Annotated in this window: 22 protein-coding genes; 16 read left to right on the top strand and 6 right to left on the bottom strand. The window is 69.9% G+C overall.

Translation table 11 applies throughout. The features are described from left to right. Nucleotide 1: 1 nt before the first annotated feature. The 3 genes from VPH43_RS23080 to VPH43_RS23070 all read right to left on the bottom strand — a co-directional run bounded on the left by VPH43_RS23080 (nt 2) and on the right by VPH43_RS23070 (nt 3,412). The gene (locus VPH43_RS23080) at nt 2-1,216 is read right to left on the bottom strand and encodes a M20 aminoacylase family protein (protein ID WP_328580121.1); all 1,215 of its coding nucleotides are present in this window, start codon (nt 1,214-1,216) and stop codon (nt 2-4) included. Beyond that, nucleotides 1,216-2,199: an ABC transporter permease gene (locus VPH43_RS23075; protein ID WP_328580120.1), complete on the bottom strand. Its 984-nt coding sequence runs from the start codon at nt 2,197-2,199 to the stop codon at nt 1,216-1,218. The genes VPH43_RS23080 and VPH43_RS23075 overlap by 1 nt, the downstream gene beginning before the upstream one ends. Before the next feature lie 211 nt (nt 2,200-2,410). Then, nucleotides 2,411-3,412 carry a porin gene (locus VPH43_RS23070; protein ID WP_328580119.1) on the bottom strand — a complete coding sequence of 334 codons (1,002 nt, stop codon included), beginning with the start codon at nt 3,410-3,412 and terminating at the stop codon, nt 2,411-2,413. Nucleotides 3,413-3,674: 262 nt separating this feature from the next. Between VPH43_RS23070 and coq7 the strand changes: the two genes are divergently transcribed. After that, nucleotides 3,675-4,286 (top strand): 2-polyprenyl-3-methyl-6-methoxy-1,4-benzoquinone monooxygenase, encoded by a 612-nt coding sequence (gene coq7 / locus VPH43_RS23065; RefSeq protein ID WP_328580223.1) that lies wholly within the window; start codon nt 3,675-3,677, stop codon nt 4,284-4,286. A 7-nt stretch (nt 4,287-4,293) separates the two neighbouring features. On the opposite strand, the gene VPH43_RS23060 is transcribed toward coq7, so the two are convergent. After that, the gene (locus VPH43_RS23060; protein ID WP_328580118.1) at nt 4,294-4,716 is read right to left on the bottom strand and encodes an OsmC family protein; all 423 of its coding nucleotides are present in this window, start codon (nt 4,714-4,716) and stop codon (nt 4,294-4,296) included. 301 nt (nt 4,717-5,017) lie between these two features. On the opposite strand from VPH43_RS23060, the gene ilvA reads away from it, so the two are divergent. Together ilvA and VPH43_RS23050 are read left to right on the top strand one after the other, a co-directional pair. Further along, a complete protein-coding gene (gene ilvA / locus VPH43_RS23055; RefSeq protein WP_328580117.1) occupies nt 5,018-6,580 on the top strand; it encodes a threonine ammonia-lyase, biosynthetic in 1,563 nt (520 codons plus the stop codon). Between the two features lie 84 nt (nt 6,581-6,664). Further along, nucleotides 6,665-7,765 (top strand): nicotinate-nucleotide--dimethylbenzimidazole phosphoribosyltransferase, encoded by a 1,101-nt coding sequence (locus VPH43_RS23050; RefSeq protein ID WP_328580116.1) that lies wholly within the window; start codon nt 6,665-6,667, stop codon nt 7,763-7,765. A 21-nt stretch (nt 7,766-7,786) separates the two neighbouring features. On the opposite strand, the gene VPH43_RS23045 is transcribed toward VPH43_RS23050, so the two are convergent. Continuing rightward, nucleotides 7,787-8,476: a type II secretion system protein N gene (locus VPH43_RS23045; protein ID WP_328580115.1), complete on the bottom strand. Its 690-nt coding sequence runs from the start codon at nt 8,474-8,476 to the stop codon at nt 7,787-7,789. Between the two features lie 98 nt (nt 8,477-8,574). On the opposite strand from VPH43_RS23045, the gene gspG reads away from it, so the two are divergent. From gspG to VPH43_RS22980, 13 genes are all read left to right on the top strand, one after another. Continuing rightward, nucleotides 8,575-9,018, top strand: a complete 444-nt coding sequence (gene gspG, locus VPH43_RS23040) for a type II secretion system major pseudopilin GspG (RefSeq protein ID WP_328580114.1) — start codon at nt 8,575-8,577, stop codon at nt 9,016-9,018. Then, complete coding sequence (locus VPH43_RS23035; RefSeq protein WP_328580113.1) at nt 9,015-9,488, top strand: pilus assembly FimT family protein; 474 nt, start codon at nt 9,015-9,017, stop codon at nt 9,486-9,488. The genes gspG and VPH43_RS23035 overlap by 4 nt, the downstream gene beginning before the upstream one ends. Then, nucleotides 9,485-9,904 carry a type II secretion system minor pseudopilin GspI gene (gene gspI / locus VPH43_RS23030; protein ID WP_328580112.1) on the top strand — a complete coding sequence of 140 codons (420 nt, stop codon included), beginning with the start codon at nt 9,485-9,487 and terminating at the stop codon, nt 9,902-9,904. Before VPH43_RS23035 ends, gspI begins: the two co-directional genes overlap by 4 nt. Beyond that, nucleotides 9,901-10,557 carry a prepilin-type N-terminal cleavage/methylation domain-containing protein gene (locus VPH43_RS23025; protein WP_328580111.1) on the top strand — a complete coding sequence of 219 codons (657 nt, stop codon included), beginning with the start codon at nt 9,901-9,903 and terminating at the stop codon, nt 10,555-10,557. The genes gspI and VPH43_RS23025 overlap by 4 nt, the downstream gene beginning before the upstream one ends. Further along, a complete protein-coding gene (gspK, locus tag VPH43_RS23020) occupies nt 10,554-11,507 on the top strand; it encodes a type II secretion system minor pseudopilin GspK (RefSeq protein ID WP_328580110.1) in 954 nt (317 codons plus the stop codon). The genes VPH43_RS23025 and gspK overlap by 4 nt, the downstream gene beginning before the upstream one ends. Nucleotides 11,508-11,628: 121 nt before the next feature. After that, nucleotides 11,629-12,852, top strand: coding sequence for a type II secretion system protein GspL (gspL, locus tag VPH43_RS23015; protein ID WP_328580109.1), 1,224 nt, complete (start codon nt 11,629-11,631; stop codon nt 12,850-12,852). Then, a complete protein-coding gene (gene gspM / locus VPH43_RS23010; RefSeq protein ID WP_328580108.1) occupies nt 12,849-13,367 on the top strand; it encodes a type II secretion system protein GspM in 519 nt (172 codons plus the stop codon). The genes gspL and gspM overlap by 4 nt, the downstream gene beginning before the upstream one ends. Beyond that, on the top strand, nt 13,364-14,275 hold the full coding sequence (gene gspN / locus VPH43_RS23005; RefSeq protein ID WP_328580107.1) for a type II secretion system protein N: 912 nt from the start codon (nt 13,364-13,366) through the stop codon (nt 14,273-14,275). Before gspM ends, gspN begins: the two co-directional genes overlap by 4 nt. 2 nt (nt 14,276-14,277) lie before the next feature. Further along, entirely contained in the window at nt 14,278-16,605 is a 2,328-nt protein-coding gene (gene gspD, locus VPH43_RS23000; protein WP_328580106.1) for a type II secretion system secretin GspD, read from the top strand. 12 nt (nt 16,606-16,617) lie between these two features. Continuing rightward, nucleotides 16,618-18,039, top strand: a complete 1,422-nt coding sequence (gspE, locus tag VPH43_RS22995) for a type II secretion system ATPase GspE (RefSeq protein WP_328580105.1) — start codon at nt 16,618-16,620, stop codon at nt 18,037-18,039. 23 nt (nt 18,040-18,062) lie between these two features. Beyond that, nucleotides 18,063-19,280, top strand: a complete 1,218-nt coding sequence (gene gspF / locus VPH43_RS22990) for a type II secretion system inner membrane protein GspF (protein ID WP_328580104.1) — start codon at nt 18,063-18,065, stop codon at nt 19,278-19,280. A 399-nt stretch (nt 19,281-19,679) separates the two neighbouring features. Continuing rightward, nucleotides 19,680-20,681 (top strand): AAA family ATPase, encoded by a 1,002-nt coding sequence (locus VPH43_RS22985; RefSeq protein WP_328580103.1) that lies wholly within the window; start codon nt 19,680-19,682, stop codon nt 20,679-20,681. A gap of 107 nt (nt 20,682-20,788) precedes the next feature. Beyond that, nucleotides 20,789-21,685, top strand: a complete 897-nt coding sequence (locus tag VPH43_RS22980) for a 5'-nucleotidase (RefSeq protein ID WP_328580102.1) — start codon at nt 20,789-20,791, stop codon at nt 21,683-21,685. A 6-nt stretch (nt 21,686-21,691) separates the two neighbouring features. Here VPH43_RS22980 and VPH43_RS22975 read toward each other — a convergent pair whose 3' ends face one another. After that, nucleotides 21,692-24,886 carry an ATP-binding protein gene (locus tag VPH43_RS22975; RefSeq protein WP_328580101.1) on the bottom strand — a complete coding sequence of 1,065 codons (3,195 nt, stop codon included), beginning with the start codon at nt 24,884-24,886 and terminating at the stop codon, nt 21,692-21,694. Nucleotides 24,887-24,931: the final 45 nt, after the last annotated feature.

Raw genomic sequence — 24,931 nt, 5'->3', positions numbered from 1 at the left:
GTCATGAAGGGTCGTACGGCATGGCGCGCTCAGCCAGCGTGGCGAACAACGCAGCGCCCAGGGGCAGCACCTCGTCGTTGAAGTCGTAGCGGCTGTTGTGCAGGTAGCAGCCACCCTCGCCGCCCTGGCCCAGCCGCAGGTAGGCGCCCGGCCTGGTCTGCAGCATGAAGGAGAAGTCCTCCGCGCCCATGCTGGGCGGGAGGTTGCGCACCACCTTGTCCTCGCCCACCAGCGATGCGGCCACGTCGCCGGCAAATTGCGCCTCGGCGGGCGTGTTGATGGTGGCCGGGTAGTTGCGCTGGTAGTTCAACGTGGCGGTGGCGCCGAACGCCATGGCGACCGAGTCGACCAACCGGGCCAGGCGCTCCTCGATCATCTCCTGCACCTCGCGCCGGAAGGTGCGCACCGTGCCGGTGAGCCTGCATTCGCGCGGAATCACGCTCATCGCGTTGAGGTCTCCGGCCTGCAAGGCGCAAAGGCTCACCACGGCAGCATCCAGCGGATTGACGTTGCGCGATACCAGGCTCTGGGCCGCAGTGATGATGTGTGCGGCGACGAGCACCGGGTCGATCGTCAGGTAGGGGTGCGCCCCGTGGCCGCCGCGGCCATGCACGGTGATGTCGATACGGTCGGAGGCGGCCATCATCGGGCCGGCGTTGACGCCGATCGTGCCGGCCGGCAGCTGCGGCCAGTTGTGCATGGCATAAACCGACTGCACCGGAAAGCGATCAAACAGGCCGTCGTCGATCATGGCCTTGGCGCCGGCAAAGCCCTCCTCGCCCGGCTGGAAGATCAGCACCACGCGGCCGTCGAAGTGGCGGGTGCTCGCGAGATGGCGCGCAGCGCCCACCAGCATGGTGACGTGGCCGTCATGGCCGCAGCCGTGCATCAGGCCGCGGGTGGACGAGCGCCAGGCAAACTCGTTTTCCTCGGTCATGGGCAGCGCGTCCATGTCGGCACGCAGGCCAATGCTGCGGCCCGAGCGGGCCGATCGCCCTTCGATGATCGCCACCACGCCGGTACGGCCGATGCCGGTGTGGATCTGGTCGATGCCGCAAGCGCGCAGCGCCTCGACCACGCGGTGCGCCGTGCGATGCTCCTCGAAGCCGATCTCGGGATGGGCGTGCAGGTCGCGCCGGAACGCCGTGAGCTCGCCGTGCCATTCCACCAGGCGGCGATAGGCTCCCGATTCTTGTGCGCGGCTGGCGAGGCTCATCAATGCCCCCCCGTGCCGCCGCTGATGCGCAGGCGCGGGTCCACCGCAAAGTACAGCAGGTCCACCACCAGGTTGATCACCACGAAGATCAGCGCAATCAGGCAGAGATAGGCTGCCATCACCGGAATGTCGGCGAACTGCACCGCCTGAATGAACAGCAGCCCCATGCCAGGCCACTGGAACACCGTCTCGGTGATGATCGCAAAGGCAATGAGCGATCCCAGCTGCAGGCCGGTGATGGTGATCACCGGCACCATCGTGTTCTTCAGCGCGTGGCCAAAGTAGACCGCGCGGTTGGTGAGCCCACGTGCCCGCGCAAACTTGATGTAGTCGGTGCGCAGCACCTCCAGCATCTCGGAGCGCACCAGCCGCATGATCAGCGTCATCTGGAAGATCGACAGCGTAATAGCCGGCAGGATCAGGTGCTTCCAGCCGTCTGCCGTGAGAAAGCCCGTGCTCCACGGCCCGATCATCACCACCTCGCCGCGCCCGAAGCTGGGCAGCACCTTCAAGGTGACCGCAAACACCAGGATGAGCAGGATGCCGATGAGAAAGGTAGGCAGCGACACGCCCAGCAGCGACAAGGTCATGGCCGCCTGAGACCAGAACCTGCCGCGTCTCAAGGCCGCATACACGCCCATTGGAATGCCGACGCCCAGCGCCATGACCGCGGCCACCAGCGCCAGCTCCAGCGTGGCCGGAAAGCGCTCTGCCACCAGCGACGACACCCTGCGGCCCTGGCGCAGGCTCAGCCCGAACTCGCCCTGGGTGGCGTTGCCCACGAAGCGCGCGAACTGCACCGGAAACGGCTGATCCAGCCCCAGGTCGGCGCGCAGCTGACGGCGCTGCTGCGGGGTGGCATCCTGCCCCAGCAGATTGGTGACCGGATCACCCACGTACTGGAACAGCATGAACGCGATGAACGCGACCGCCAGCATCACGAGGACGGCTTGAGCGAGTCGGCGAAGGATGAAAGCAAGCATCAGTTGGAGTGCGGGCGTCTGCCAGCCCGGTCAACGGGCTGTGATAAGCGAAAGCTGTGCCGCCTGCACGAGCGATAGAACCTCAGCGCCGAAGGGTAGGGATTTTGCGGCGCGCACCGCAGAGGGTTTTCCTGCACGAGAAGTACGGACGAAAAAAAGCCGCCCGGAGGCGGCTTTGGTAGGCACGCTTGCGCGTGCCGCCCGAGGTCGATCAGAACGAGTGGCGCAGGCCGGCTTCGAAGCCACGCGACTTGGCATTCACGCCAGCAGCCGGGGGCGTTGCCACGACGAAGGACGTACCACCTTGGTTCTTCAGGTCCGACACAGTGCCGTACAGCGCGGTGCGCTTGGACAGGTTGTAGACATAACCGACGGCGAACTGGCGAGCCTTCATGCCTTCGATGTCTTCCTTGCCCTTGACCTGGTCATACGCTGCGTGCAGCTCGCCCTGGCCCAGCGCAACGATCGCGCCCACTTGCCACAGGTCTGCCTTGACGTCGAAGCCGCCGAGGTCAGACTGCATGCGGATGTACTGGCCGGTCAGCTTGGCAGGACCAAAGGCGAACGAGCCACCCAGGTCGAACTGCTTGTACTTGCGGTCGCCAGCGATTTGCGTTTGACCATAGGCGGTAGCAATGTCCACCGGGCCCGCAGCGTAGCCGATGCGGCCGCCAGCGTACTTGTTGCCCGAGGTGCCTTCGCCGGCAGCCACCATGGCTTGGCCGTACAGGCCGCCGATGCCGGACGGCAGGAAGTAGCCGATGGAGTTGTCAGCACGAACCAGCGTGTTGGCGCCAGAGGCCAGCGGGGTCGTGACAGGACCGCTGGCAACCAGGTTCAGCAGCGAGCCAACGCCGTTGGTGCCGAACGGGTCGAACACGGTCATGTTCCAGAAGGTCGGGGTGTAGTCGCGGCCGAGGCGCACTTCACCGAAACCACCCAGCAGGCTCACCGTGGAGCGGCGACGCCAGGTCTGGCCACCGGCCGTGCCGTTGTCGGGAGACAGGGCACCTTCGATCCAGAAGCCAGCCTTCAGGCCGCCACCAAGGTCTTCCACGCCGCGGAAGCCCAGACGGCTGCTGTTGATGCCGTCCGTGCCGAGCTGCTTGACGTTTTGGTCGCCGTTCTTCACGTAACGGGCATTGACGTCCACGATACCGAACAGGGTCACCGACGACTGGGCCGACGCAGCACCAGCAAACGCGCCGAGCACTGCGAGAGCGAGCAGAGATTTTTTCATTGCAACTATCTCCTAGGTTGAACAAGAGGTCCCGATCGGGGGAGTTACCCGGCAAGGGGCTGATCAGGCCAACCTCCTCATCGGAAGTTGCTGCTATTGCACCAGACGGTCTGACGCTTGCAAAGGAAATGAGGTTGAAATGCGCCAGGGCTGTTGTCTGGCAACAACGAGGGCTGCGGTCCACCTCTGAACGTCGTTCCGTTATGCTTTTCGGATGCCGGGAAGCTCGCTCGCTCTGGATTCACTGCTGTCCGCCGCGGACGCCGCATTGCGCACGCTCTCCGGCGGCGCGCACGCGGCGCGCCCGGCGCCCCAAGCGCCAGCCGCCGTACTGGACGCCGCCCAGCGCCGGCTGTCAGGTGCTCTGATGCGCGTGAACCATGTCGGCGAGGTGTGCGCGCAGGCGCTGTACCAGGCCCAGGCACTCACGGGCCGCTCGCCCGAGCTGCGTGCGCAGATGGCGGCCGCAGCGCGCGATGAAGTCGATCACCTCGCCTGGACCGAACAGCGCCTGGCGGAACTCGGGGATCGGCCAAGCCATCTCAATCCGCTGTGGTACGCCGGCGCATTCGGCATCGGCCTGCTGGCCGGACGCGTCAGCGATCGGGTGAGCCTGGGGTTCGTCGTGGAGACCGAGCGCCAGGTGGAAGAACACCTGGCCGGTCACCTGGAGCGCCTGCCCCGGGACGACCTGCCATCACGCGCGATCGTGGAGCAGATGAAGGCCGACGAGGCGCGCCATGCACACCATGCGGAGCAGGCCGGTGCTGCGCAGCTGCCCCCACCGGTGCGCCTGCTGATGCGCGCCGCGGCCAAGGTGATGACGACCACGGCGCACTACGTCTGACGCGCCGTCAGCTGGCGACGATCTCGTAGCTGGTCGTTACCTCGGCGGTCTTGGCCAGCATGATGGTGGCCGAGCAGTACTTCTCGTGCGACAGCTCGATCGCGCGCGCCACGGCCGCATCGGGCAGGCCCTTTCCGCTCACGATGAAGTGCAGGGCGATGCGCGTGAACACCTTCGGGTCGCTGTCTGCCCGCTGCGCCGTCACCTTGACCTGGCAGCCCGTCACCGCATGGCGGCCACGCTGCAGGATGAGCACCACGTCGTAGGCCGTGCAACCACCGGCTCCTGCGAGCAGCATCTCCATCGGCCGCGGCGCAAGGTTGCGGCCGCCGCCATCGGGCGCCCCGTCCATGACCACGAGGTGCCCGCTGCCGGTCTCAGCGGCGAAGGCCATGCCGACCGACGGCATCCAGTTGATCGTGCACTCCATGCGCCCTCCCGCTGTCTAGACAAGTCCCGCGCATGGCGGCAAACGTGTGATTTTGCACTGGGGCGCCCGACGCCATGGACTGCCCGCTCTACGCCCTGCGGCGCCACGGTTATTGCACTGCAGCATCCAAGGCGCTAGACTTGGCCCCGTGTTCGCGAATTGGCGAACGTGACAGTTGTCTCCTCCACCTCCTCCAATGGTGGATTCAGCCCGAGGCTCACGCCTCGGGCTTTTTTCTGTCCGGCCCTCCTGTTACAGCGCCCGGTATCATGCGGCGCTGCACAAAACCGGAGGAGCCGCCATGGCCGGCGCACGCAAGACGCCCCGCCCGACACCTGTCCGCACCCGCGGCCCGAAGATCGACTACCTGCAAAAGATCCTCACCGCCAAGGTGTACGACGTGGCGATCGAGTCGGCGCTGGAGCCTGCGCGCAGCCTGTCCAAGCGGCTGGGCAACCAGGTCTTGCTCAAGCGCGAGGACAGCCAGGCGGTGTTCAGCTTCAAGCTGCGCGGCGCCTACAACAAGATGGCGCATTTGAGCCCGGAGCAGCTGGCCCGCGGGGTGATCTGCGCGTCTGCCGGCAACCATGCCCAGGGCGTGGCATTGGCCGGCAAGCGCCTGGGCTGCAAGGCAGTGATCGTGATGCCCGTCACCGCGCCCAAGGTGAAAGTGGACGCGGTCGCCGCCCTCGGCGGCGAGGTGGTGCTGCACGGCGAAAGCTACACCGACGCCTACCAGCACGCGCTTCAGCTTGAAAAGGAGCGCGGCCTGGCGTTCGTGCACCCTTTCGACGACCCCGATGTCATCGCCGGCCAGGGCACCATCGCGATGGAAATTCTGCGCCAGCACCAGGGGCCGATCGACGCGGTGTTCTGCGCCATCGGCGGCGGCGGGCTGATCTCGGGCGTGGCCTCGTACATCAAGGCGGTGCGGCCGGACATCAAGGTGATCGGCGTGCAAACCAGGGACTCCGACGCCATGGTGCGCTCGGTGCGTGCTGGCAAGCGGGTGCAGCTGAACGACGTGGGGCTGTTCGCGGACGGCACCGCGGTGCGCCTGGTGGGTGAAGAAACCTTCCGCATCACCCGCGAGCTGGTCGACGACTTCGTGGTGGTGGACACCGACGCGGTGTGCGCCGCCATCAAGGACGTGTTCCAGGACACCCGCAGCATCCTCGAACCCTCCGGCGCCATGGGCGTGGCCGCCGTGAAGCAGTATGTGGACACGCACAAGCTCAAGGGCAAGACCTTCGTCGCCGTGACCTGCGGCGCCAACATGAACTTCGACCGCCTGCGCTTCGTCGCCGAGCGCGCCGAAGTGGGCGAGGAACGCGAAGCCGTGTTTGCCGTCACCATGCCGGAGGAGCGCGGTAGTTTCCGCCGCTTCTGCGAGCTGATCGGCCCGCGCAGCGTCACCGAGTTCAACTACCGCATCTCCGACGCCAACGTGGCCCACGTGTTCGTCGGCATCGCGATCGCCAAGCGCGAGGAGGCGGAGAAGATCGAACGCAACTTCGTGCGCCACGGTTTTGCCACGGTCAACCTCACCGACAACGAGCTGGCCAAGCAGCATGTGCGGCACATGGTAGGTGGGCGCTCAGAACTGGCCGAGGACGAGCAGCTCTACCGCTTCATCTTCCCGGAGCGCCCGGGCGCGCTGATGCGCTTCCTGTCGTCGCTGCACCCCGACTGGAACATCAGCCTGTTCCACTACCGCAACCAGGGCGCCGACTACGGCCGCATCCTGGTGGGCATCCAGGTGCCGCGCGGGGACCGCAAGGCGTTGCGCGAGTTCCTGGACACACTGGGTTATCCGTTTGTCGATGAAACGGCCAATCCGGTCTATCGCCTCTTCCTGCGCTGACCCCATGCGCGGGCCGGGCAAACGTGGTGGGCAGGGCTACAGGCACCGGCCCACAATCACCCATCGCGCTCCACGGCCGAGGCCATGTCCGTCCATCGCTCCCTGATCGCCGCCACCTCCAACCCGCTGCTCGAGCGTGCGCTGCACGACAAGCTCGGGCGGCGCAGCGACACCACGGGCAGCCTCGGCGAGCTGGAGCCGCTGGCGGTGCGGCTGGGCTTGCTGCAGAACACGCTCAAGCCCCGCCTGCGCGATCCGCAGGTGTTGTTGTTCGCATCAGACCATGGCTTGGCCGTCGACGGCATCGCACACCCCCAGCGCTGCTCCACCGCGGAACAGGTGCGGCAGCTGCTCAATGGCCAGTTGCCGCTGGCGGTGTTCGCCCGCATCCAGGGCATGGAGCTCACCGTGGTGGATGCCGGCGTCTCCGATCGCCTGCCGCCGCACGACCGGCTGCTGATGCGAAAGATCGCCCACGGCACCCGCAACGCGCGCGTGGGGCCCGCGATGACGGTGGACCAGGCCCATGCCGCCATCCGCGCCGGCATGGAGATCGCCGACGCCATGCGGGGCAACGTGGTGGCCTGCGCCGGCATCGGTATCGGCTCGCACGAAAGCTCGGCGCTGCTGCTGTCGCGCCTGACCGACGCTCCGGTGCGCGAGCTGCTGGTGTCCGGCCCGCGCATGAACCGCGACCACCTGGCCCACCTGCTGCTGGTGGCGCAAGGCGCGCAGGGCCGTCACAAGGATGCGGTGGACCCGGTTGAAGCCCTGGCCGCCTTCGGTGGCTTCGAGATCGCGATGATGGTCGGGGTGATGCTGGTGGCGGCCGGCAAACGCCACCTGGTGGTGGTGGACGGCATGGCCGCTTGCGCCGCGTTGATGGTGGCCAGCCGCATTGCCGAGGCGGTGACCGACTACTGCGTGTTCGCGCGCAGCCATGGGCACCTGGGGCTGGACCAGGCCCTGCACCTGTTCCGTTCGTCGGCGCTGCTGGAGCTGGGGATGGACAGCCTGGACGGCACCGGCGCCACCCTGGCCTGGCCGCTGATCCGCAGTGCCGCCGCGCTGTTGACCGAGGTGGTCGACGGCGAAGACCCGGGGCCTTCACGTCCCAACCACATGGCAGCGGTAGAGCCGCCCTCCGCTGGCGGCGCAAGCGACCACACGGTACCCGAGGGCTGAAGCGCCCCGCGCGTCAGGCGCTCAGCGGGTCACACCTTCCTGCATCATCGGCGCGGGCGGTTGCTGCTCCTGCACCGGTTGCTGTTGTTGTTGCTGCTGCTGCACCTGTTCGGGCACCTGCTGCGGCGGTGCCTGCGGCGGCTGCCCGGTCGGCGCAGGCAAGCGCACCGCGGTGGGCGGGACCATGTTGCCGCGCGGCGGCTGCTGCCCTTGCACCGCCGCAACGGGCGGGGGCAGCGGTGCTGCTGGTGCAGGCGCCGCGCCGAACGATGGCGGCGGAAGCGCGCCGGTCGCCGCGGCGGGCAACGGCGGCAGTTCCAGGCGCACAGTGGCAGCGCCGCCCTGCGGGCCGAGCGCCACGCCCCGCGCCTGCACGTCCTGCAGCACCATCTCACCATCCACCGCGGCACCCAGCCGGTAGGCACGAGGCGGCTTGCCGTCCACCGCGATCAACGCGACACCCGGTGCACCGGCCACACGGGGCGCGACCACCCCGAGCAGATGAAAGCGGCTGCTGACCTCGGGCGCCGGCGCCTCCGTGGGTGCGGCCACCGGTTCGGCGCCGAAGATGCGCGTGAGGTCGGCCCGCTGCACGACCACCTCGCTCACCGGCACGGTGTGAGCCGGCGCGGTGGGTGACCCCGCGCCCAGGCGCAAGGCCCAGAACACGGCACTTGCTGCAAGCGCGGCCCACACAAAGAATGCTGACAATCGTGCCGTCATCCGACGATTATGATTCAAAGGCCTGCGCCATTCGACGCAGTTTCCGTGCGCCTGCCAGGCGCATCTTCATCCCAACTTCCGCCGCCATGACGCCTTGCTCCCGCCCCCGCCTGCGTTCCCGCCGCCACCGCGGTTTCACGCTGATCGAGTTGATGGTCGTGGTGGTCATCATCGGCGTGCTGGCCGCGCTGATCGTGCCCAACGTGCTGGAGCGTGCCGACGACGCCCGCGTCACGGCCGCACGCACCGACGTGTCCCAGCTGATGCAGGCGCTCAAGCTCTACAAACTGGACAACCAGCGCTACCCCACGGCGGAGCAGGGCCTGGAGTCCCTGGTGCGCAAGCCCACCGCCGGCCCGATCCCGCCCAACTGGAAGCCCTACCTCGAGAAGCTGCCGCAGGATCCCTGGGGCCGCTCCTACCAGTACATCAACCCGGGGGTGAAGGGCGAGATCGACGTCTTCAGCTTCGGTGCTGATGGCCAGCCGGGCGGCGACGGCAAGAACCAGGACATCGGCTCCTGGCAGTGACCGTGCGCTCAAGCCGCGCCGCGCGCGGCTTCACCCTGATCGAGCTGATGGTCGTGGTGGCCATCATCGCCATCGCGTCCGGGGTGGCGGCGCTGGCCCTGCGCGACCCCGCCTCCACACGCCTGGAACGCGAAGCGGTGCGCCTGGCCGCGTTGCTGGATTCAGCCCGGGCAGAAGCCCGCGCCTCCGGCCTGCCGGTACGCTGGATGCCCGTCAGCCCGGACAACGCCGGCCCTGCGGGCGACCAGTTCCGCTTCATCGGGCTGCCGCCTTCAGCGCAGATGCCCACCCACTGGCTGGGTGAAGGCGTGAGCGCGCAGGTGGTGGGTGCGCCTGCCGTGCGCCTGGGCCCGGAAGCCACCATCGGGCCGCAGCGCATCGTGCTCAGCCTGGACCAGCAGCGCCTGGTGCTGGTCACCGACGGACTGGGGCCCTTCGTGGTGGCGGACAGCGAAGGCCAGGGGTCATGAGCCGCCCTGGAGCGGCTCGCAAGGCGCGCCCTGGCGTGCGCAGCCGGCGGGACATCGCCCCGCAGCACGGCTTCACACTGATCGAGGTGCTGGTGGCGGTGGCCATCGTCGCGGTCACGCTCACCGCAGGCATCAAGGCCGCCGGCGCCCTGGTCAACAACGCCCAGCGGCTGACCGACGTCAGCGCAGCGCAATGGTGCGCCGACAACCAGCTCACCGAACTGAAGCTCATGCGCAACACGCCGGGCGTGGGAGACACCGATTTCGCGTGCGAGCAGCTCGGCCGCCGCTATGCGGGCCACCTGGTGGTGCGGCCCACGCCGAACCCGAACTTCCGGCGCGTGGACGCCGTGATGGCCGACGAGGCCGGCGTGCCGCTGGTCACCCTGTCCACCGTGCTGCCGACCCGGCCATGACACAACGGCCTGCACGCGGCTTCACGCTGATCGAGGTGCTGGTGGCGCTGTTCGTGATGGCGCTGCTGGCCGCCATGGCCTGGCGCGGCGTGGACGGCATCGCACGCGCCCGCACCATGGGGCAGGACAAGATGGAGCAGACCCTGCGGCTGGACACCGTGCTGACCCAGTGGGAGCAGGACCTGGCCGCGCTGCATGACAGCGCCGCCGTGCCCGCGCTGGCCTTCGACGGCGCCACCCTGCGCCTGACCCGCCGCGCCGAAAACGGTGTGCAGCTCGTCGCCTGGTCGCTGCGCGAGGGCGAGTGGCTGCGCTGGGCTGGGGCGCCCGTCACCCGCTCCTCCGAACTGCAGGACCAGTGGATGCGCAGCCAGCAGCTGCTGGGCACCGAGCCGCAGCAGCTGCATGCGCTCAAGGGTGTCGCCGGCTGGCAGCTGCACTGCTTCCGCAACAACGCCTGGAGCAACTGCCAATCCACCGGCGACGTGGCCGAGCCGCCGGCGCCGGCGGCCAGCGCGCCGCCCGCCACGCCGGGTGCGGCGCCGCGCCAGCTGCTGCCCACCGGCGTGCGCCTGGTGCTCAACTTCAGCGGCACGCCCTTGCAGGGCTCGCTCACGCGCGACATCGCCCTCGCGCCGCAGGCGGTGCAATGACACGCCGGCGATTCCCGCCCGCCGGCGGCCAGCGCGGTGCCGCGCTGCTGCTGGCCATGATCATCCTCACGCTGATCACCACGCTGGCCGCCGGCATGGTGTGGCAGCAATGGCGCGCCATCCAGGTGGAGGCCGCGGAACGTGCGCGCACCCAGTCGGCGTGGATCCTCACCGGCGCACTGGACTGGGCCCGGCTCATCCTGCGCGAAGACGCCAAGACCGGCGGTGCCGACCACCTCGGTGAGCCCTGGGCCGTGCCCCTGGCCGAGGCGCGCCTGTCCAGCTTCCTGGCGGCGGACAAGAATAACAACGCCGACGACGGCAGCGGGCCGGACGCCTTTCTCTCCGGCGCGATTGCCGACGAGCAGTCGCGCTACAACCTCCTTCGCTTGCGCGCCAAGGAAGGCAAGCCGAACACCGAGGAGCTGATGGTGCTGCAGCGGTTGTGCGAAAACGCGGGCGTGCCCGCCGCCACGGCCCAGACCATCGCCACTGGCCTGCAGGCCGCGTGGGACGGCTCGGCCGACGCTGCCGTGCAGCCGCAATCCGTGGAGCAGCTCGCCTGGCTCAACGTGGACCCCAGCGACCTGAAGCGGCTGCTGCCCTTCATCACCCTGCTGCCCACCGCCACCACGGTCAACCTCAACACCGCGCCGCGCGAAGTGCTGGCCGCGGTGATGAACCTCGACGTCGGCAGCGCGGAGCGCTTGGTGCAATCCCGGCAGCGGGACCCCCTCAAGGGGGTGGAGAATGCCGCCGCCTTGCTGCCCAATGGCGTGGTGCCCAACCCGGCGATGGTGGGTGTGAGCAGCGAGTACTTCGAGGTGCAAGGCCAGGTCCGCCTGGGCGACCGGGTCTTGCAGGAGCGCTCGCTGGTGCACCGGCAAGGCGCCAACGAGGTGACCGTGATCCGCCGCGAGCGTGTCAACCTGCACATCGACGGCACCTGACCTCGGTGCCGCCCCTGCCGTCACAATGCTGTGAAGACGCTACAAAAACAAAGCCTAAGTCTTTGATTTACATGGATACATCATTGCCGCACCCGGCCAAAGACGGTAGCCTGCCCCACTTATGTCGATTCTTGTCGTCCTGATACCGCCGCGTCCGCGGGGCGGCGCCTCGGCGTCCGGGGAATTCAGCTACGTGCTGAGCCCGGACGGGCTGGCCATCGGTACCCAGGGCCGCTGTGCGCCGGCGCTGCTGCCGCGCGCAGACAGCGTGGTGGCCGTGCTGCCCGACTGCGATGTGGGCTGGCATCGCATCACCTTGCCCAAGGCGCCCGGCGCGCGCATGCGCGCGGCACTGGTCGGGGTGATGGAGGAGGCGCTGCTCGAGGAGCCGGAGCTCACGCACCTGGCCACCGCGCCAGGCGCTTCAGCCGGCCAGCCCACCTGGGTGGCCGCCGTGCACCGGCCGTGGCTGGCGGCACAGCTGGCCGCGCTGGAGAAGGCCAACCGCAGCGTCGAGCGCGTGGTGCCGGCTGCCTGGCCGGACGACGTGCCGCAGGGCCACTTTGCCGAAGGCGCGGGAGAGGACGGCGCCAGCACCGACCAGATGACGCTGGTGTGGTCCGACGCGAATGGCGTGGCTTGCCTGCGCCTGCAGGGCACGCTGGCGCGCGCGCTGCTGCCGTCGCAGACGGCCCAGCCCGCACGCTGGAGCGCCACGCCGGCCGTCGCGGCCCAGGCCGAGCGCTGGCTGGGTGCCCCCGTGATGGTGCTGTCGGCCGAACAACGTGCCCTCCAGGCCACGCGCTCCTTGTGGAACCTGCGCCAGTTCGACCTGGCGGCGCGCCACCGTGGCACGCGCGCGGTGCGCGACGCCTGGCTGCGTTTTCTCAGTCCTGGCTGGCGGCCGGTGCGCTGGGGCCTGGTGGGGTTGGTGGCGCTCAACCTCCTTGGCCTGAACTTGTGGGCCTGGCACCTCAACAGCGCGGTCACCGCCAAGCAGCAGGCCGCCTCCGAGCTGCTGCGCAGCACCTATCCCAACGTGCGGGCGGTGATCGACCCGCCGGTGCAGATGCGGCGCGAAACCGAGAACCTGCGTGCCGCAGCCGGGAAACCGGGTGACAACGACATCGAGGTGCTGCTGGCCGCCGCCGCGTCGGCCTGGCCGGCGGACCGGCCGCCCGCAGACACCTTGCGCTTCGAGCCCGGCCGCCTCACCGTGTCGGCCACCGGCTGGACGCCGGAGCAGGTGGCGCAATTCCGCAACCAGCTGCAGCCGGCGGGCTGGCAGGTGGAGTTCGACGCCGGCCGGCTCACCGTCAGCCGCGCCAGCCGGGGAACCACATGAACATGCGCCGCCTGGCCCTGCCACCCTCCGTCACCGCCTGGCAGGCACCACTGCGAGCGCGCTGGCAGGCCATGGCGCTGCGTGAGCGCCGCCTGGTGGCCGCCGGCGGCAGCGTGCTGGCCTTGTTCGTGCTGTGGCTGGTGCTGGTGCAGCCCGCGCTGAGCACGGTGCGCGCAGCACCGGCACGCCTGGACCGGCTGGACACCCAGTTGCAGGAGATGCAGCGCCTGGCGGCCGAAGGCCGCGAGCTGCGCAATGCCACGCCGCTGTCGTCGGCCCAGTCCGCCATCGCGCTCAAGGCCGCCACCGATCGGCTGGGCGAACGCGCCCGGCTGTCGGTGCAGGGCGACCGTGCCGTGCTCACCCTCACCGGTGTGAGCGGCGAACAGCTGCGCAGCTGGCTGGCCGACGCCCGCAACGGCGCCCGCGCACGGCCGGTGGAAGCCCAGCTCAACCGCGTCGGCACCGGCTACAACGGCACGCTGGTGCTGCAGCTCGGAGGCGCCGGATCATGAGGTCGTTCCGCGACACGCTGAACTGGCTGCCCAAGCGGCGCAAGCGCTTCGCGCGCACCGGCTTTGCCGAGTCCACGCTCGCGGAGCTTGCCTGGCAGCGCACCCGCAGTGCGGCTTCCCGCTGGGGCGGTTGGGGCGTGCTTGCCGGCGTGCTGTACGGCCTGGTGGCCTTTGCGCCCGCCGGCTGGCTGGCGCGCAGCGTCGCGTCGGCCACCGACAGCCGGCTGCTGCTGACCGAAGCGCGCGGTACGGTCTGGAACGGCAGCGCGGTGCTGGTGCTCACCGGCGGCCCTGGCAGCCGCGACGCCAGCGCCCTTCCCGGCCGATTCGCGTGGGACCTGGGCCTGCGTGGTGCCGGCCTGGAGCTCAAGCTGAGGCAGGCTTGCTGCCTGAACGGCGAAGTGGCCGTGCGCATCCGGCCGGGGTTCGGCCGCATGCAGATCGAGCTGGTGCCGCCCGGCACGGCGCAAGCCGGCGGCGCGGTGGCGCAATGGCCCGCAGCCTGGCTGGCCGGGCTGGGCACACCCTGGAACACCTTGCAATTGGGCGGCGTGCTCAAGCTCGCCACACCGGGCTTCACGCTCGAATCGGCGCAGGGCCGCTGGCACATGAGCGGCCAGGCCGACCTGCTGTTGCTGGGCGCGTCCTCGCGCCTGTCCACGCTGGACACGCTGGGCAGCTACCGGCTGTCGCTGGTGGGCGCGGCCAGCCCGAGCGCGGCCACGCAGATCAACCTCAGCACGCTGGACGGCGGACTGCAGCTCAACGGGGCCGGCCAATGGACGGCCGGGAAGGTGCGATTCCGCGGTGACGCCCGTGCCGCGCCGGGCAGCGAAGCCGCCTTGAACAACCTGTTGAACATCATCGGACGGCGCCAGGGTGCGCTGTCGCTCATATCGATCGGATGACCATGAACGAGCGCCTCCTCTCCACGCCAGCACGGCGCCGCCGCGCCGAACGCGCCAAGGCGTTCACCTGCACCGCGTTGGCCACGAGCGTGCTGCTCGCCAGCTTGCCACTGCAGGCCCAGACCGAAGACGACACGGCGCCGCGCCAAAGTGCCACCGGGCGCGCGGCGGCCAACCGCTCCCGCACGCCGGTGACGCTGAACTTCGTCAACGCGGACATCGAGGCGGTGTCGCGCGCCATGGGCGCGATGCTGGACCGGCCGATCATCGTGGACCCGCGCGTGCGCGGCACCATCACCGTGTACAGCGAGCAGCCGCTGTCGGTGCGCGAGGCTTACCTCAACTACCTGGCGGCGCTGCGCGGGCTGGGTTTCACCGTGGTGGAAAACACCGGCCTGCTGAAGGTGGTGCCGGAAGCCGATGCCAAGCTGCAGGCGGGCACCGTGTCGGTGGGGGCGCCGGTGCTGCGCGGCGACCAGATCGTCACCCAGGTGTTCCGCCTCAACCACGAAAACGCCAACAACCTGGTCACCGTGCTGCGGCCCTTGATCAGCCCCAACAACACCATCAACGCCAACCCGGGCAACAACACCCTGGTGGTCACCGACTACGCCGACAACCTGCAGCGCATCTCCCGCATCATCGCGGCGATGGACACGCCGGCGTCCACCGACGTGGAAGTGGTCCCGCTGCAGCACGCGGTGGCGGCGGACCTGGCGCCGCTGGTGCAGCGGCTGGCCGAAGGCGGCAGCACCGGCGGCTTCGTCGGCGCGCCCGGCGTGCCGGGCATCGCCACGCCGGGCGGCTCGTCCGTCATTGCCGACACGCGCAGCAACTCGCTGATCGTGCGCGCGGGCAACCAGGCCAAGCTGTCGGTGATCCGCAACCTGATCGAGAAGCTGGACCGGCCGATGGGCAGCGCCGGCCCGGCGGGCAACATCTATGTGGTGTACCTGCGCAACGCCGATGCAGCGAAGCTGGCGACGGTGCTACGCGCCGCGTTTGCGGGTGGGAGCGGCGGCAGCGGAAGCGGGGGCAGCAGCGCGTTGGGTGGCGGCGGCAGCAGCGGTGGTTTTGGCGGACAGAACCCTTCTGCGAACGTCACCTCGCTGGGTAGCAATTCGGCCGGTGGCACCGCGTCCACCGCGGCCACTGCGCCGCTGGCGGCTTCCGCCAGCCCGTCCACGGGTGGCTTCGTGCAGGCCGATCCCGCGACCAACTCGCTCATCATCACCGCGCCGGAGCCGCTGTACCGGCAGGTGCGCGCAGTGATCGACCAGCTCGATTCGCGCCGCGCGCAGGTGTACGTCGAAGCCCTGATCGTGGAGGTGGACGCCGACCGCGCCGCCGAGCTCGGCCTGCAGTGGCAGGGCATCTCGGGCAACAAGGGGGACACCAACATCATCGGCCTGGGCACCAACTTCGGCAGCGGCGTCACCAGCATCCTGGGTGCAAGCAAGCTGCTGGCGCAGGGCATCACCGGCCTGGCCACCGCGGACGAAACAGCGCTGCAAGGCATCAACTTCGGCGTCGCCCACCAGATCGGCAGCCGCTACACCCTGGGGGTGCTGGCCCGCGCACTCGAATCGAACACCGGCGCCAACATCCTCTCCACGCCCAACCTGGTGACGCTGGACAACGAAGAAGCCAAGATCGTGGTCGGCCAGAACGTGCCTTTCGTCACCGGCTCGTTCACCAACACCGGCACGGGCTCGGGCGCCACCAACCCGTTCCAGACGGTGGAGCGCAAGGACGTCGGCCTCACGCTGCGCATCCGGCCGCAGATCGGCGAAGGCAACACCGTGCGCATGACGATCTTCCAGGAATCGTCCGCCGTGGTGGCACCAGCGGCCGGCACGCAGAACGCCGGCCCCTCCACCTCCAAACGCTCCATCGAGTCCACGGTGGTGGTGGATGACGGTGAGATCCTGGTGCTGGGCGGCCTGATCGAGGACAACTACACCGACACCAAATCCAAGGTGCCGCTGCTTGGCGACATCCCGTTGGTGGGTGGCCTGTTCCGCAGCGAGAACCGCTCGCGCCGCAAGACCAACCTGATGGTGTTCCTGCGTCCGGTGGTGATGCGCACCCAGGAAGCCAGCACCAAGCTGTCGATGGACCGGTACGACCTGATCCGCAACCTGCAGACCGACACGCAGCCGGAGCCTCGCGTGCTCGTTCCGGTGAACCAGGCGCCCATCCTGCCGGCGCAACCCAATGCCGCGCCCGGCAAACCGATGACCGGCAGCACCGGCCTGCCGACCAAGGAACCCGCACCGGTGCGGACGGCACCAACCACTCCCGCCGTCCCGTCCGGCACACCGAACTGACAGGTTGTCATCATGGGCGCCCGCCATCCCCTGCCCTACGCCTTCGCCAAGGCGCACACCGTGCTGCTCGAAGACGACGGCGCGCAGCTCACGCTGTGGGCCGGTGAAGCCACGCCAATGTCGGCGCTGTCCGAAGTGCTGCGCGTGTACGACGTGAAGAGCTTCGAACGCGAACCCGCTGCCACGCTGGAGCAGCGCATCGCCGCTGCCTACTCCGGCGGCGAAGGCAGCGCCGCGGCGGTGGTGGGCGAGGTGGAAAGCGCGGTGGACCTGAGCCGCATGATGCAGGACCTGCCTGCGGTGGAGGACCTGCTGGAGGCGGCCAACGACGCGCCCATCATCCGCATGCTCAATGCGCTGCTCACGCAGGCCGCGAAGGATGGCGCGAGCGACATCCACATCGAACCCTACGAGCGCAGTTCGTCGGTGCGCTTCCGCGTCGACGGCACCCTGCGCGAGGTGGTGCAGCCCAACCGCGCGTTGCATGCGGCGCTGATCTCGCGCCTGAAGATCATGGCCGAGCTGGACATCGCCGAGAAGCGCCTGCCGCAGGACGGCCGCATCTCCCTGCGCATCGGCGGCCGCGCGATTGACGTGCGTGTGTCCACCCTGCCCTCCGCCCACGGCGAGCGCGCGGTGCTGCGCCTGCTGGACAAGAGCGATTCGAAGTTCACGCTCGAGAGCCTGGGCATGAGCGGCACCGCACTCTCGTCGTTCGCCCGCCTGCTCCAGCAGCCGCACGGCATCGTGCTGGTGACCGGCCCCACCGGCTCGGGCAAGACCACCACCTTGTACGCCGGGCTGCAGACCGTGGACACCAGCACCACCAACGTGCTGACCGTGGAAGACCCGATCGAATACGAGCTGCCCGGCATCGGCCAGACGCAGGTGAACGCGAAGATCGACCTCACCTTCGCGAAGGCGCTGCGCGCCATCCTGCGCCAGGATCCGGACGTGATCATGATTGGTGAGATCCGCGACTTCGAAACCGCGCAGATCGCGATCCAGGCCTCGCTCACCGGGCACCTGGTGCTCGCCACCTTGCACACCAACGATGCGCCCAGCGCCGTCACCCGCCTCACCGACATGGGCGTGGAGCCCTTCCTGCTGTCGTCCTCGCTGCTGGGCGTGCTGGCCCAGCGCCTGGTGCGCAAGCTCTGCCCGGTGTGCAAACGCGCCGATGCGCGCGGGCGCTACCACCCGGTGGGCTGCCCTGCCTGCGCCAACATCGGCTACAAGGGCCGCACCGGCGTGTACGAGCTGATGGTGGCGGACGACAAGGTGCGTTCGCTGATCCATTCGCGCGCCGCCGAGAGCCAGCTCTTCGTGGCGGCCGAAGCGGCCGGCCTGCGCTCCATGCGCGAGGACGGCGAACGGCTGGTGGCCGAAGGCATCACTTCACCTGAAGAAGTCATGCGCGTCACCCGCGAATGACCGTACTCTGCTGAGCTGCCCCGATGCCTGCGTTCAAGTTCGAAGCCCTCACCGCCGGAGGCAAGGCCAGGTCCGGCCTGCTGGAGGCCGACAACGCCAAGGCCGCGCGCGCCCAACTGCGCTCGCAGGCGCTGGTGCCGCTGCAGGTGACGCAGGTCGCCGCCGGCACTGCGTCCGAAGGCGGGCTGTCGCGTTTCGGCCGGCGGGTGTTCAGCACCACCACGCTCACGGTGTGGACCCGGCAGCTGGCCGGCCTGGTGGGTTCCGGCCTGCCGCTGGAACGCGCGCTCACCGCTCTGGCCGACGAATCGGAAGAGCCGCGCCAGCGCGAGCTGATCGCGCACTTGAAGAGCGAGGTGAACGCCGGTTCGCCGTTTGCGCGCGCGCTCGCGAGCGCGCCGCGCGAGTTCGACGACGTGTACCGCGCGGTGGTGGCCGCCGGTGAACAAAGCGGCGCACTGGGTGGCGTGCTGGAGCGGCTGGCCGACGACCTGGAGGAGCGCCAGGCGCTGCGGGCCAAGCTGATCGGTGCCACGCTCTACCCCGCGATCGTGTCGATCATCGCGGTGGTGATCGTGATCTTCCTGGTCACCTACGTGGTGCCGCAGGTGGCCTCGGTGTTCAGCAGCAGCAAGCGCGCGTTGCCGGGCCTCACGGTCGCCATGCTGGCCATCAGTGCCTTCATCCGCGACTATGGCTGGCTGATGCTGGGGCTCATCGTCATCGGCGTGGTGAGCCTGCTGTATTCGCTGCGCAACGAAGCCTTCCGCGAGCGCTTCGACGCCGGCTTCCTCAAACTGCCGCTGCTGGGGCGCCTGGCACGCGGCTACAACGCGGCGCGCTTCGCCGGCACCTTGGCGATGCTGGCCGGTGCCGGCGTGCCCATCCTGAAGGCGCTGCAGGCGGCAGCGGAAACGCTGTCCAACCGGTCCATGCGGGTGGACGCGATGGACGCGCTGGTGCAGGTGCGCGAAGGCGCGCCGCTGGCCTCCGCGCTCGCAGGCAAGAAGCGCTTTCCCGGCCTGCTGGCGATGTTCGCCCGGCTCGGTGAACAGACCGGCCAGCTGCCGCTGATGCTGGAACGCGCGGCACGCCAGCTGGGCGCCGAAGTGCAGCGCCGTTCGCTGGCCGTGGCCACCATCCTGGAGCCCTTGCTGATCGTGGCGATGGGCCTGGTCGTGATGCTGATCGTGCTCGCAGTACTGCTCCCCATCATCCAGCTGAACACCTGGGTGAAGTAGTTGGCCCCCGGCCAACGGGCGGCCGCCCCCCGTGGGGGCTGCGACACACGGCCGGGCAACCCGTCCGCGTGTCGCTCCCGCCTCCACCGGTGCTCCCCTGGCCCGCGGCCTGTCCCGAGGGACAAGGCCCTTGCCCGGCACGGCTTCTGACCTGCGGCCTGTCCCGTGGGGCAGGTCCTTGCGCCGCTTGCTTTGATGGCAGCACTCGATCAGGGCGACTGCCGGTGCGCGGGACTAATCCGCGGATGGGCACAAGGGTTGCTTTGAACGGCTTGTAGGCCTCTGCGGGCCCATGGCAAATTCATCGGCAATAGCGCTGGGTTCACCGCCCTTATCCGTGGCTGGTCGCCTGGGGTCTTTGTTGGAATCGACGTGACTGGTGAGTACATGGAGGTCGTCATGAGCAGCGCATCGACGGAACTGGTGCCGGTGAGCCGGCGGGGCGGGATTCCGATCGCCAACATGCGCAATGTGTACCGGGTCGACGAGGTGGAGCGCCGGCTCGGCAAGCTGCCGCCCAAGGAACATGAAGGCCTGCGCGCGACCTACGAGCGCATGATCGAGAAGGGGCCGGAGCGCTTCCAGGTCAAGCCCTCGGGCCTGCCGGTGATGGAGCACCTCTATGACGAGCTGCCCAACTTCCATGCGGTGCTGGACGACGTGAAGCGCCAGCTGGCGCTGTGCCAGGACAGCCGCGACGCACTCGAGATCACGCCCATGCTGCTGCTGGGGCCCCCGGGTGTGGGCAAGACCCATTTCGCGCGCGAGGTGGCCCAGTTGCTGGGCACCGGTCTGGGCTTCGTCTCCATGAGTTCGCTCACTGCGGGCTGGGTGCTGTCCGGTGCGTCCAGCCAGTGGAAAGGCGCACGCCCCGGCAAGGTGTTCGAGACATTGGTCGATGGCCAGTACGCCAACCCGGTGATGGTGGTCGACGAGATCGACAAGGCGCGTGGCGAACATGCCTACGATCCACTGGGCTCGCTGTACAGCCTGCTCGAGGTGGACACGGCCGGCAGCTTCACCGACGAGTTCGCCGAGGTGGCCATCGACGCCAGCCAGGTGATCTGGGTGGCCACCGCCAATGACGAACGCAGCATCCCGGAACCCATCCTCAACCGCATGAACGTGTTCGAGGTGCAGATGCCCGATGCGGATGCCGCCCGTGCCATCGCGCGCCGGCTGTATGCCAGCATCCGCGGCGCGCACGACTGGGGCCGCCGATTCGACCCGGAGCCGTCCGAGGCGATCCTGGAGCGCATGGCCGAGCTGGCGCCGCGCGAGATGCGCCGCGCCTGGATGACGGCCTTCGGCAATGCCAAGCTGGACGGCCGCGGCGCGGTCGAGGTGCGCGACCTGCCGGATCCTTCGGCCAAGAAGTCCGCCATCGGCTTCGTGCACTGAACCGCCCACCGGGCGGCTCCCCCCACTGGCTGGACCTCGTCCTGGAGGGGGCTGGGGAAGCCTCATTTCGCCCGCGAAGCGGGCATGCGCCGCATATCATGCGGCGCATGCCCGCTTCGCTTGCCGGACGCCTCGTCGTCGCCATCTCGTCCCGCGCCCTGTTCGACTTCGAGGAAGAGAACCAGGTCTTCGAAGCCAGCGACGACCGGGCCTACATGCAGCTGCAATTGCAGCGGCTGGACAGCCCGGCCCGCCCGGGAGTGGCGTTTTCGCTGGTGAACAAGCTGCTCGCCTTCAATGCGCATGAGCCGCTGGTGGAGGTAGTGATCCTGTCGCGCAACGACCCGGTGTCGGGCATGCGGGTGTTCCGCTCCGCGCAGCATTTCGGCCTGCCGATCGAGCGCGGCGTGTTCACCCGCGGCACCAGCCCATGGCGTTACCTCAAGCCGCTGAAGGCCCACCTGTTCCTCTCCACCAACGAACCCGACGTGCGCTCGGCACTGCAGGCCGGTGTGCCGGCGGCGCGGGTGTATCCGCATTCGGCGCGCGCCTCGGCGGCGCATCCGAACGAAGTGCGCATTGCCTTCGACGGCGACGCGGTGCTGTTCTCCGACGAGGCGGAGCAGGTGTTCCAGCGCGCCGGGCTGGAGGCCTTCCAGGCGCACGAACGGGAGCAAGCGGACACGCCGCTGGCCGCCGGCCCCTTCAAGCCGCTGCTGCAGGCGCTGCACCAGCTCCAGCTGGCGTCCGGCGCCGACATGCGGCTGCGCACCGCGCTGGTCACCGCACGCAGCGCGCCGGCGCACGAACGCGCGATCCGCACCTTGATGGACTGGCACATCGAGGTCGATGAGGCCATGTTCCTCGGCGGCCTGGCCAAGGGCGAGTTCCTGCGCGAGTTCGAGCCCGACTTCTTCTTCGACGACCAGACCGGCCACATCGAAAGCGCCGCGCTGCACGTGCCCTCGGGCCACGTGGCCGCCGGCATCGTCAACGCGTCGTAGGCGCCTTCACTCCAGCCAGGGCTGCAGCCACTGCAGCGGCCCGAGCTCGTCCACCGGAGCGGCGCAGGCGGCCAGGCCGGCGCTGCCGAGCCGGCTGCGCAGGCCGGCCGCGGTGCGGCGCGCGGTGGCCTCCTCCACCGGAAAGCGGCGCAGCCCTTGTGCGCGGCGCGCCGCCTGGGCCTGCTGCCAGGCGCGGCCGGCCGCTTCGGCGGCATCGGCGCGCAGCAGCCAGCCGGCCGCCGCTTCCAGGGTGCGCACCTGTTCCAGCCGCCAGCTGCCGCCGAACTCCAGCACCAGCGCGGCCAGCGTGCGGCGCGCGGCGTCGGATGCGCCGCTGCGCGCGGGTCGGTCGGCCATGGATTGCGCGCGAAACAGCCACAGCAACAGGTCCAGCCCATCCCACGGGTCGGCCAGGTCGTCGCGCCGTTCCGCGGCCCGCGTGAGCAGGGCCAGCGCGCGTTCACCCTGGCCGGACACCAGCGCCAGCTTGCCCTCGTGGGCCGCACACGCGAGCTGCCAGCCGGGCAGCCGCGCCTGGCCGGCCGCCGTGCCCGCCTGCGTGAGCGCGCGGGCGGCTTCGTCCGCCTGGCCGATGCAGCAGGCCATCCAGCAGCGCCGCAGGTGGATGAGCAGCAGGCGCGCGGCGCGCGGCACGCCGGCGTGTTCGTGGCGCAGCGCGTCGTCCAGCAAGGCCAGCGCCTGCGCGTGCCGGCCTTCGTAGTGCGCCACCAAGGCGAGGTTGTGCACGTAGGCCACGCGCGCCTGGCTGGTGCCGGCGGGCAGCTCCGCGTCGCAGGCGACCCAGGCGGCGCTGGCGCGCGCGAGGTCGCCAGCGCAAAGATAGCCGTTGCCCACGTTGTTGAGCGCCGAGCGGCGCAGCGCCGCATGGGCCGGATCGCGCAAGGCCGCGCGCAGGGCTTCCAGCTCGCCGATCACCGTGTGCGATGCACCGAGGTGATAGGCCGAGGAGGACAGCCGCAACATGGCCTGCGCCTGCAGCGCCAGGTCGCCGCGCTCCCGCGCCCGCGTGGCCGCCCGGCCGGCCCAGGCGTGGGCACGCCGGTGGTGATGGGCGTCATGCCAGTAGCCGGCAATCGCCAGCAGCAAGGTGGGCTGGTCGGCTGGCGGCAGCGACGCGGCGGCCGCTTCAGCGCGCTCTATCCACGGCTGGGCGCGCTGCCACGCGCCGGTGCGGCTCCAGTAAGGTGCGAGGCCCTGCACGGCGCGGCACAGCAGTTCCGCATCGTCCACGGCGTCGGCGGCTGCCAGGGCAGCGAAGAAGTTGTCATGCTCGGCATCGAAGGCAGCGAGCGCGGGCCCGGCATCCGCCGCGGCCAGGCCGGCCGCCAGGCGCTGTGCCAGTGCGGCGTACCAGGCTGCGAAGCGGCGCAGCAGCCATGGCGAGGCGCCGGGGATGCCAACGCCTGCGCTGCCGTTGTCACGCTCCGCCTCCCCGCGCAGGAAGGCGCGCGTGCCGGGCAGCTCCTGCCAGCGTGGCGGCGCGGCCGGGTCGTGCTGCGCCGCGCGAGCCAGCAAGCCGAGGTCGCCCAGCGCCTGCACCACCTGGGCGATGTCGCAGGGCACATCGACACACAGCGCGGCCAGGCAGGCCAGCTCGAACGGCGCCACGAACAGCGCCGCGCGCTCCAGCACCGCCCGCTCCACCGGCGTGAGCAACTGGTGGCTCCAGGCCAGCGAGGCCTGGGTGGAGCGGTGGCGCTCGGGCCGGTCAGGCCCGCCGCCGGCAGCCACCGCCTCGCTGTGCGCGAGCGCCTGCCGCAAGGCCGCGGGTGGCATGAGCCCCACGCGCGCGGCCACGAGTTCGATGGCCAGCGGCACGCCCTGGAGCTGCCCGACGATGGCCCGCACGTCAGCGATGTTGGCAGCGTCCAGCACGAAGCGGGGCGACGCCGCGTGCGCCCGCTCGGCGAACAGGCGCACCGCCTCGTCGTCGGTGGCGGCCAGCGGCGGCACCTCCACCACCTGCTCGGCCCGCAGGTTGAGCCGGCGCCGGCTGGTGGCCAGCACGGTGAGCAAGGGCGCACGTTCCAGCAGCGCTGTGAGCAAACCCAGCCGGTCGGCCACATGTTCGCAGTTGTCGCACACCAGCAGCAGCTGGCGGTCGCGCAGGCGCTCCGCCAGGCTGTCCAGCGAGTCCTCGGTCAGCGGCTCGGCCAGGCGCAATGCACGGCGCAACCGGTCGGCCACGCCGTCGCCGTCCACCTCGGCCAGCGAGACGAAACAGGCGCCGTGGCGGTATCGCCCCTGCAGCTCATGGGCCACGCGCAGCGCGAGCTGGGTCTTGCCCAGCCCGCCGGCGCCCACCAGGGTGACCAGCCGCGTGCCGGGCTCTGCCAGCCGGGCGCCCAGCCGCTGAGCCAGCGTGTCGCGCCCGATCAGCGGCACCAGCGGCACCGGCGCCAGCCAGCGTTCGGCCGACGGTGGCAGCGCGGCCGGCTCGGCGCCCGCGGGCTCCTGCAGCATCGCGGCGCGGTAGGCCTGGTGGGTCGCGGCACTGGGCGCCACCCCCAGCTCGGCCGACAGCGCGGTCTTGCAGGCCGCGTACTGGCGCTCCGCATCGTCGCGGCGGCCCAGCGCGGCATGCAGGCCGATCAGTTCGCGGTGCGCCGCTTCGTCGGCCGGCAGGCGCTGCAGCACCTGCTGCAGGCTGCCCATCGCGTCCTGCAAGGCGCCGCGCTTGGCCTGCCGCTGCGACAGCACGCGCAACAGCTCGGCGTGGCGCAGCTCCAGCGCCAGGCGCTGCGCGTCGAACTCCGCATCGTCGATGTCGCCCGGCAGCAGCGGCCCGCCATACAAGCCGAGCGCCGCGGTGAGCGCTGCCTCGTCGCCCGCGCGCAGCGCCGCTTCGGCCGCGGCGTCGAAAGCCCGCACGTCGAGCGTGATGGCGCCAGCGGCCAGCCGCACCAGGCCCTCGTCGTGGAACACCGCCGCGCTGCCGGTGCCGCGAACATCGAGCGCGCCCCGCAGCAGGTAGACCTGGTGGTGCAGGCGCTGCCGCACCCGCTCGCCGTAGTCGTTGGGCCACAGGGCGGCGGCCAGGCGAGACGGCGGGAGCGCGTGCTGCGGCGCCAGCGCGAGCAGCTTGAACAGGCGCTTGGCTCCGGCGCGCCCCCACGCCGTGACCGGAACACCGTTGCAGCGCACCTCGAAACGGCCGAGCAGGAAGACCTCGAGATGCATCGCGTCGGGTGGGCCGGAGGCTGCGGAGAGTGAACGGAGAGCGGG

The sequence above is a fragment of the Ideonella sp. BN130291 genome (genome assembly GCF_036231905.1).
Classification (GTDB): domain Bacteria; phylum Pseudomonadota; class Gammaproteobacteria; order Burkholderiales; family Burkholderiaceae_C; genus CAMLIZ01.
Note: the sequence above shows the minus strand (reverse complement) of the source record. Positions and strands in the feature narration are given on the sequence as shown.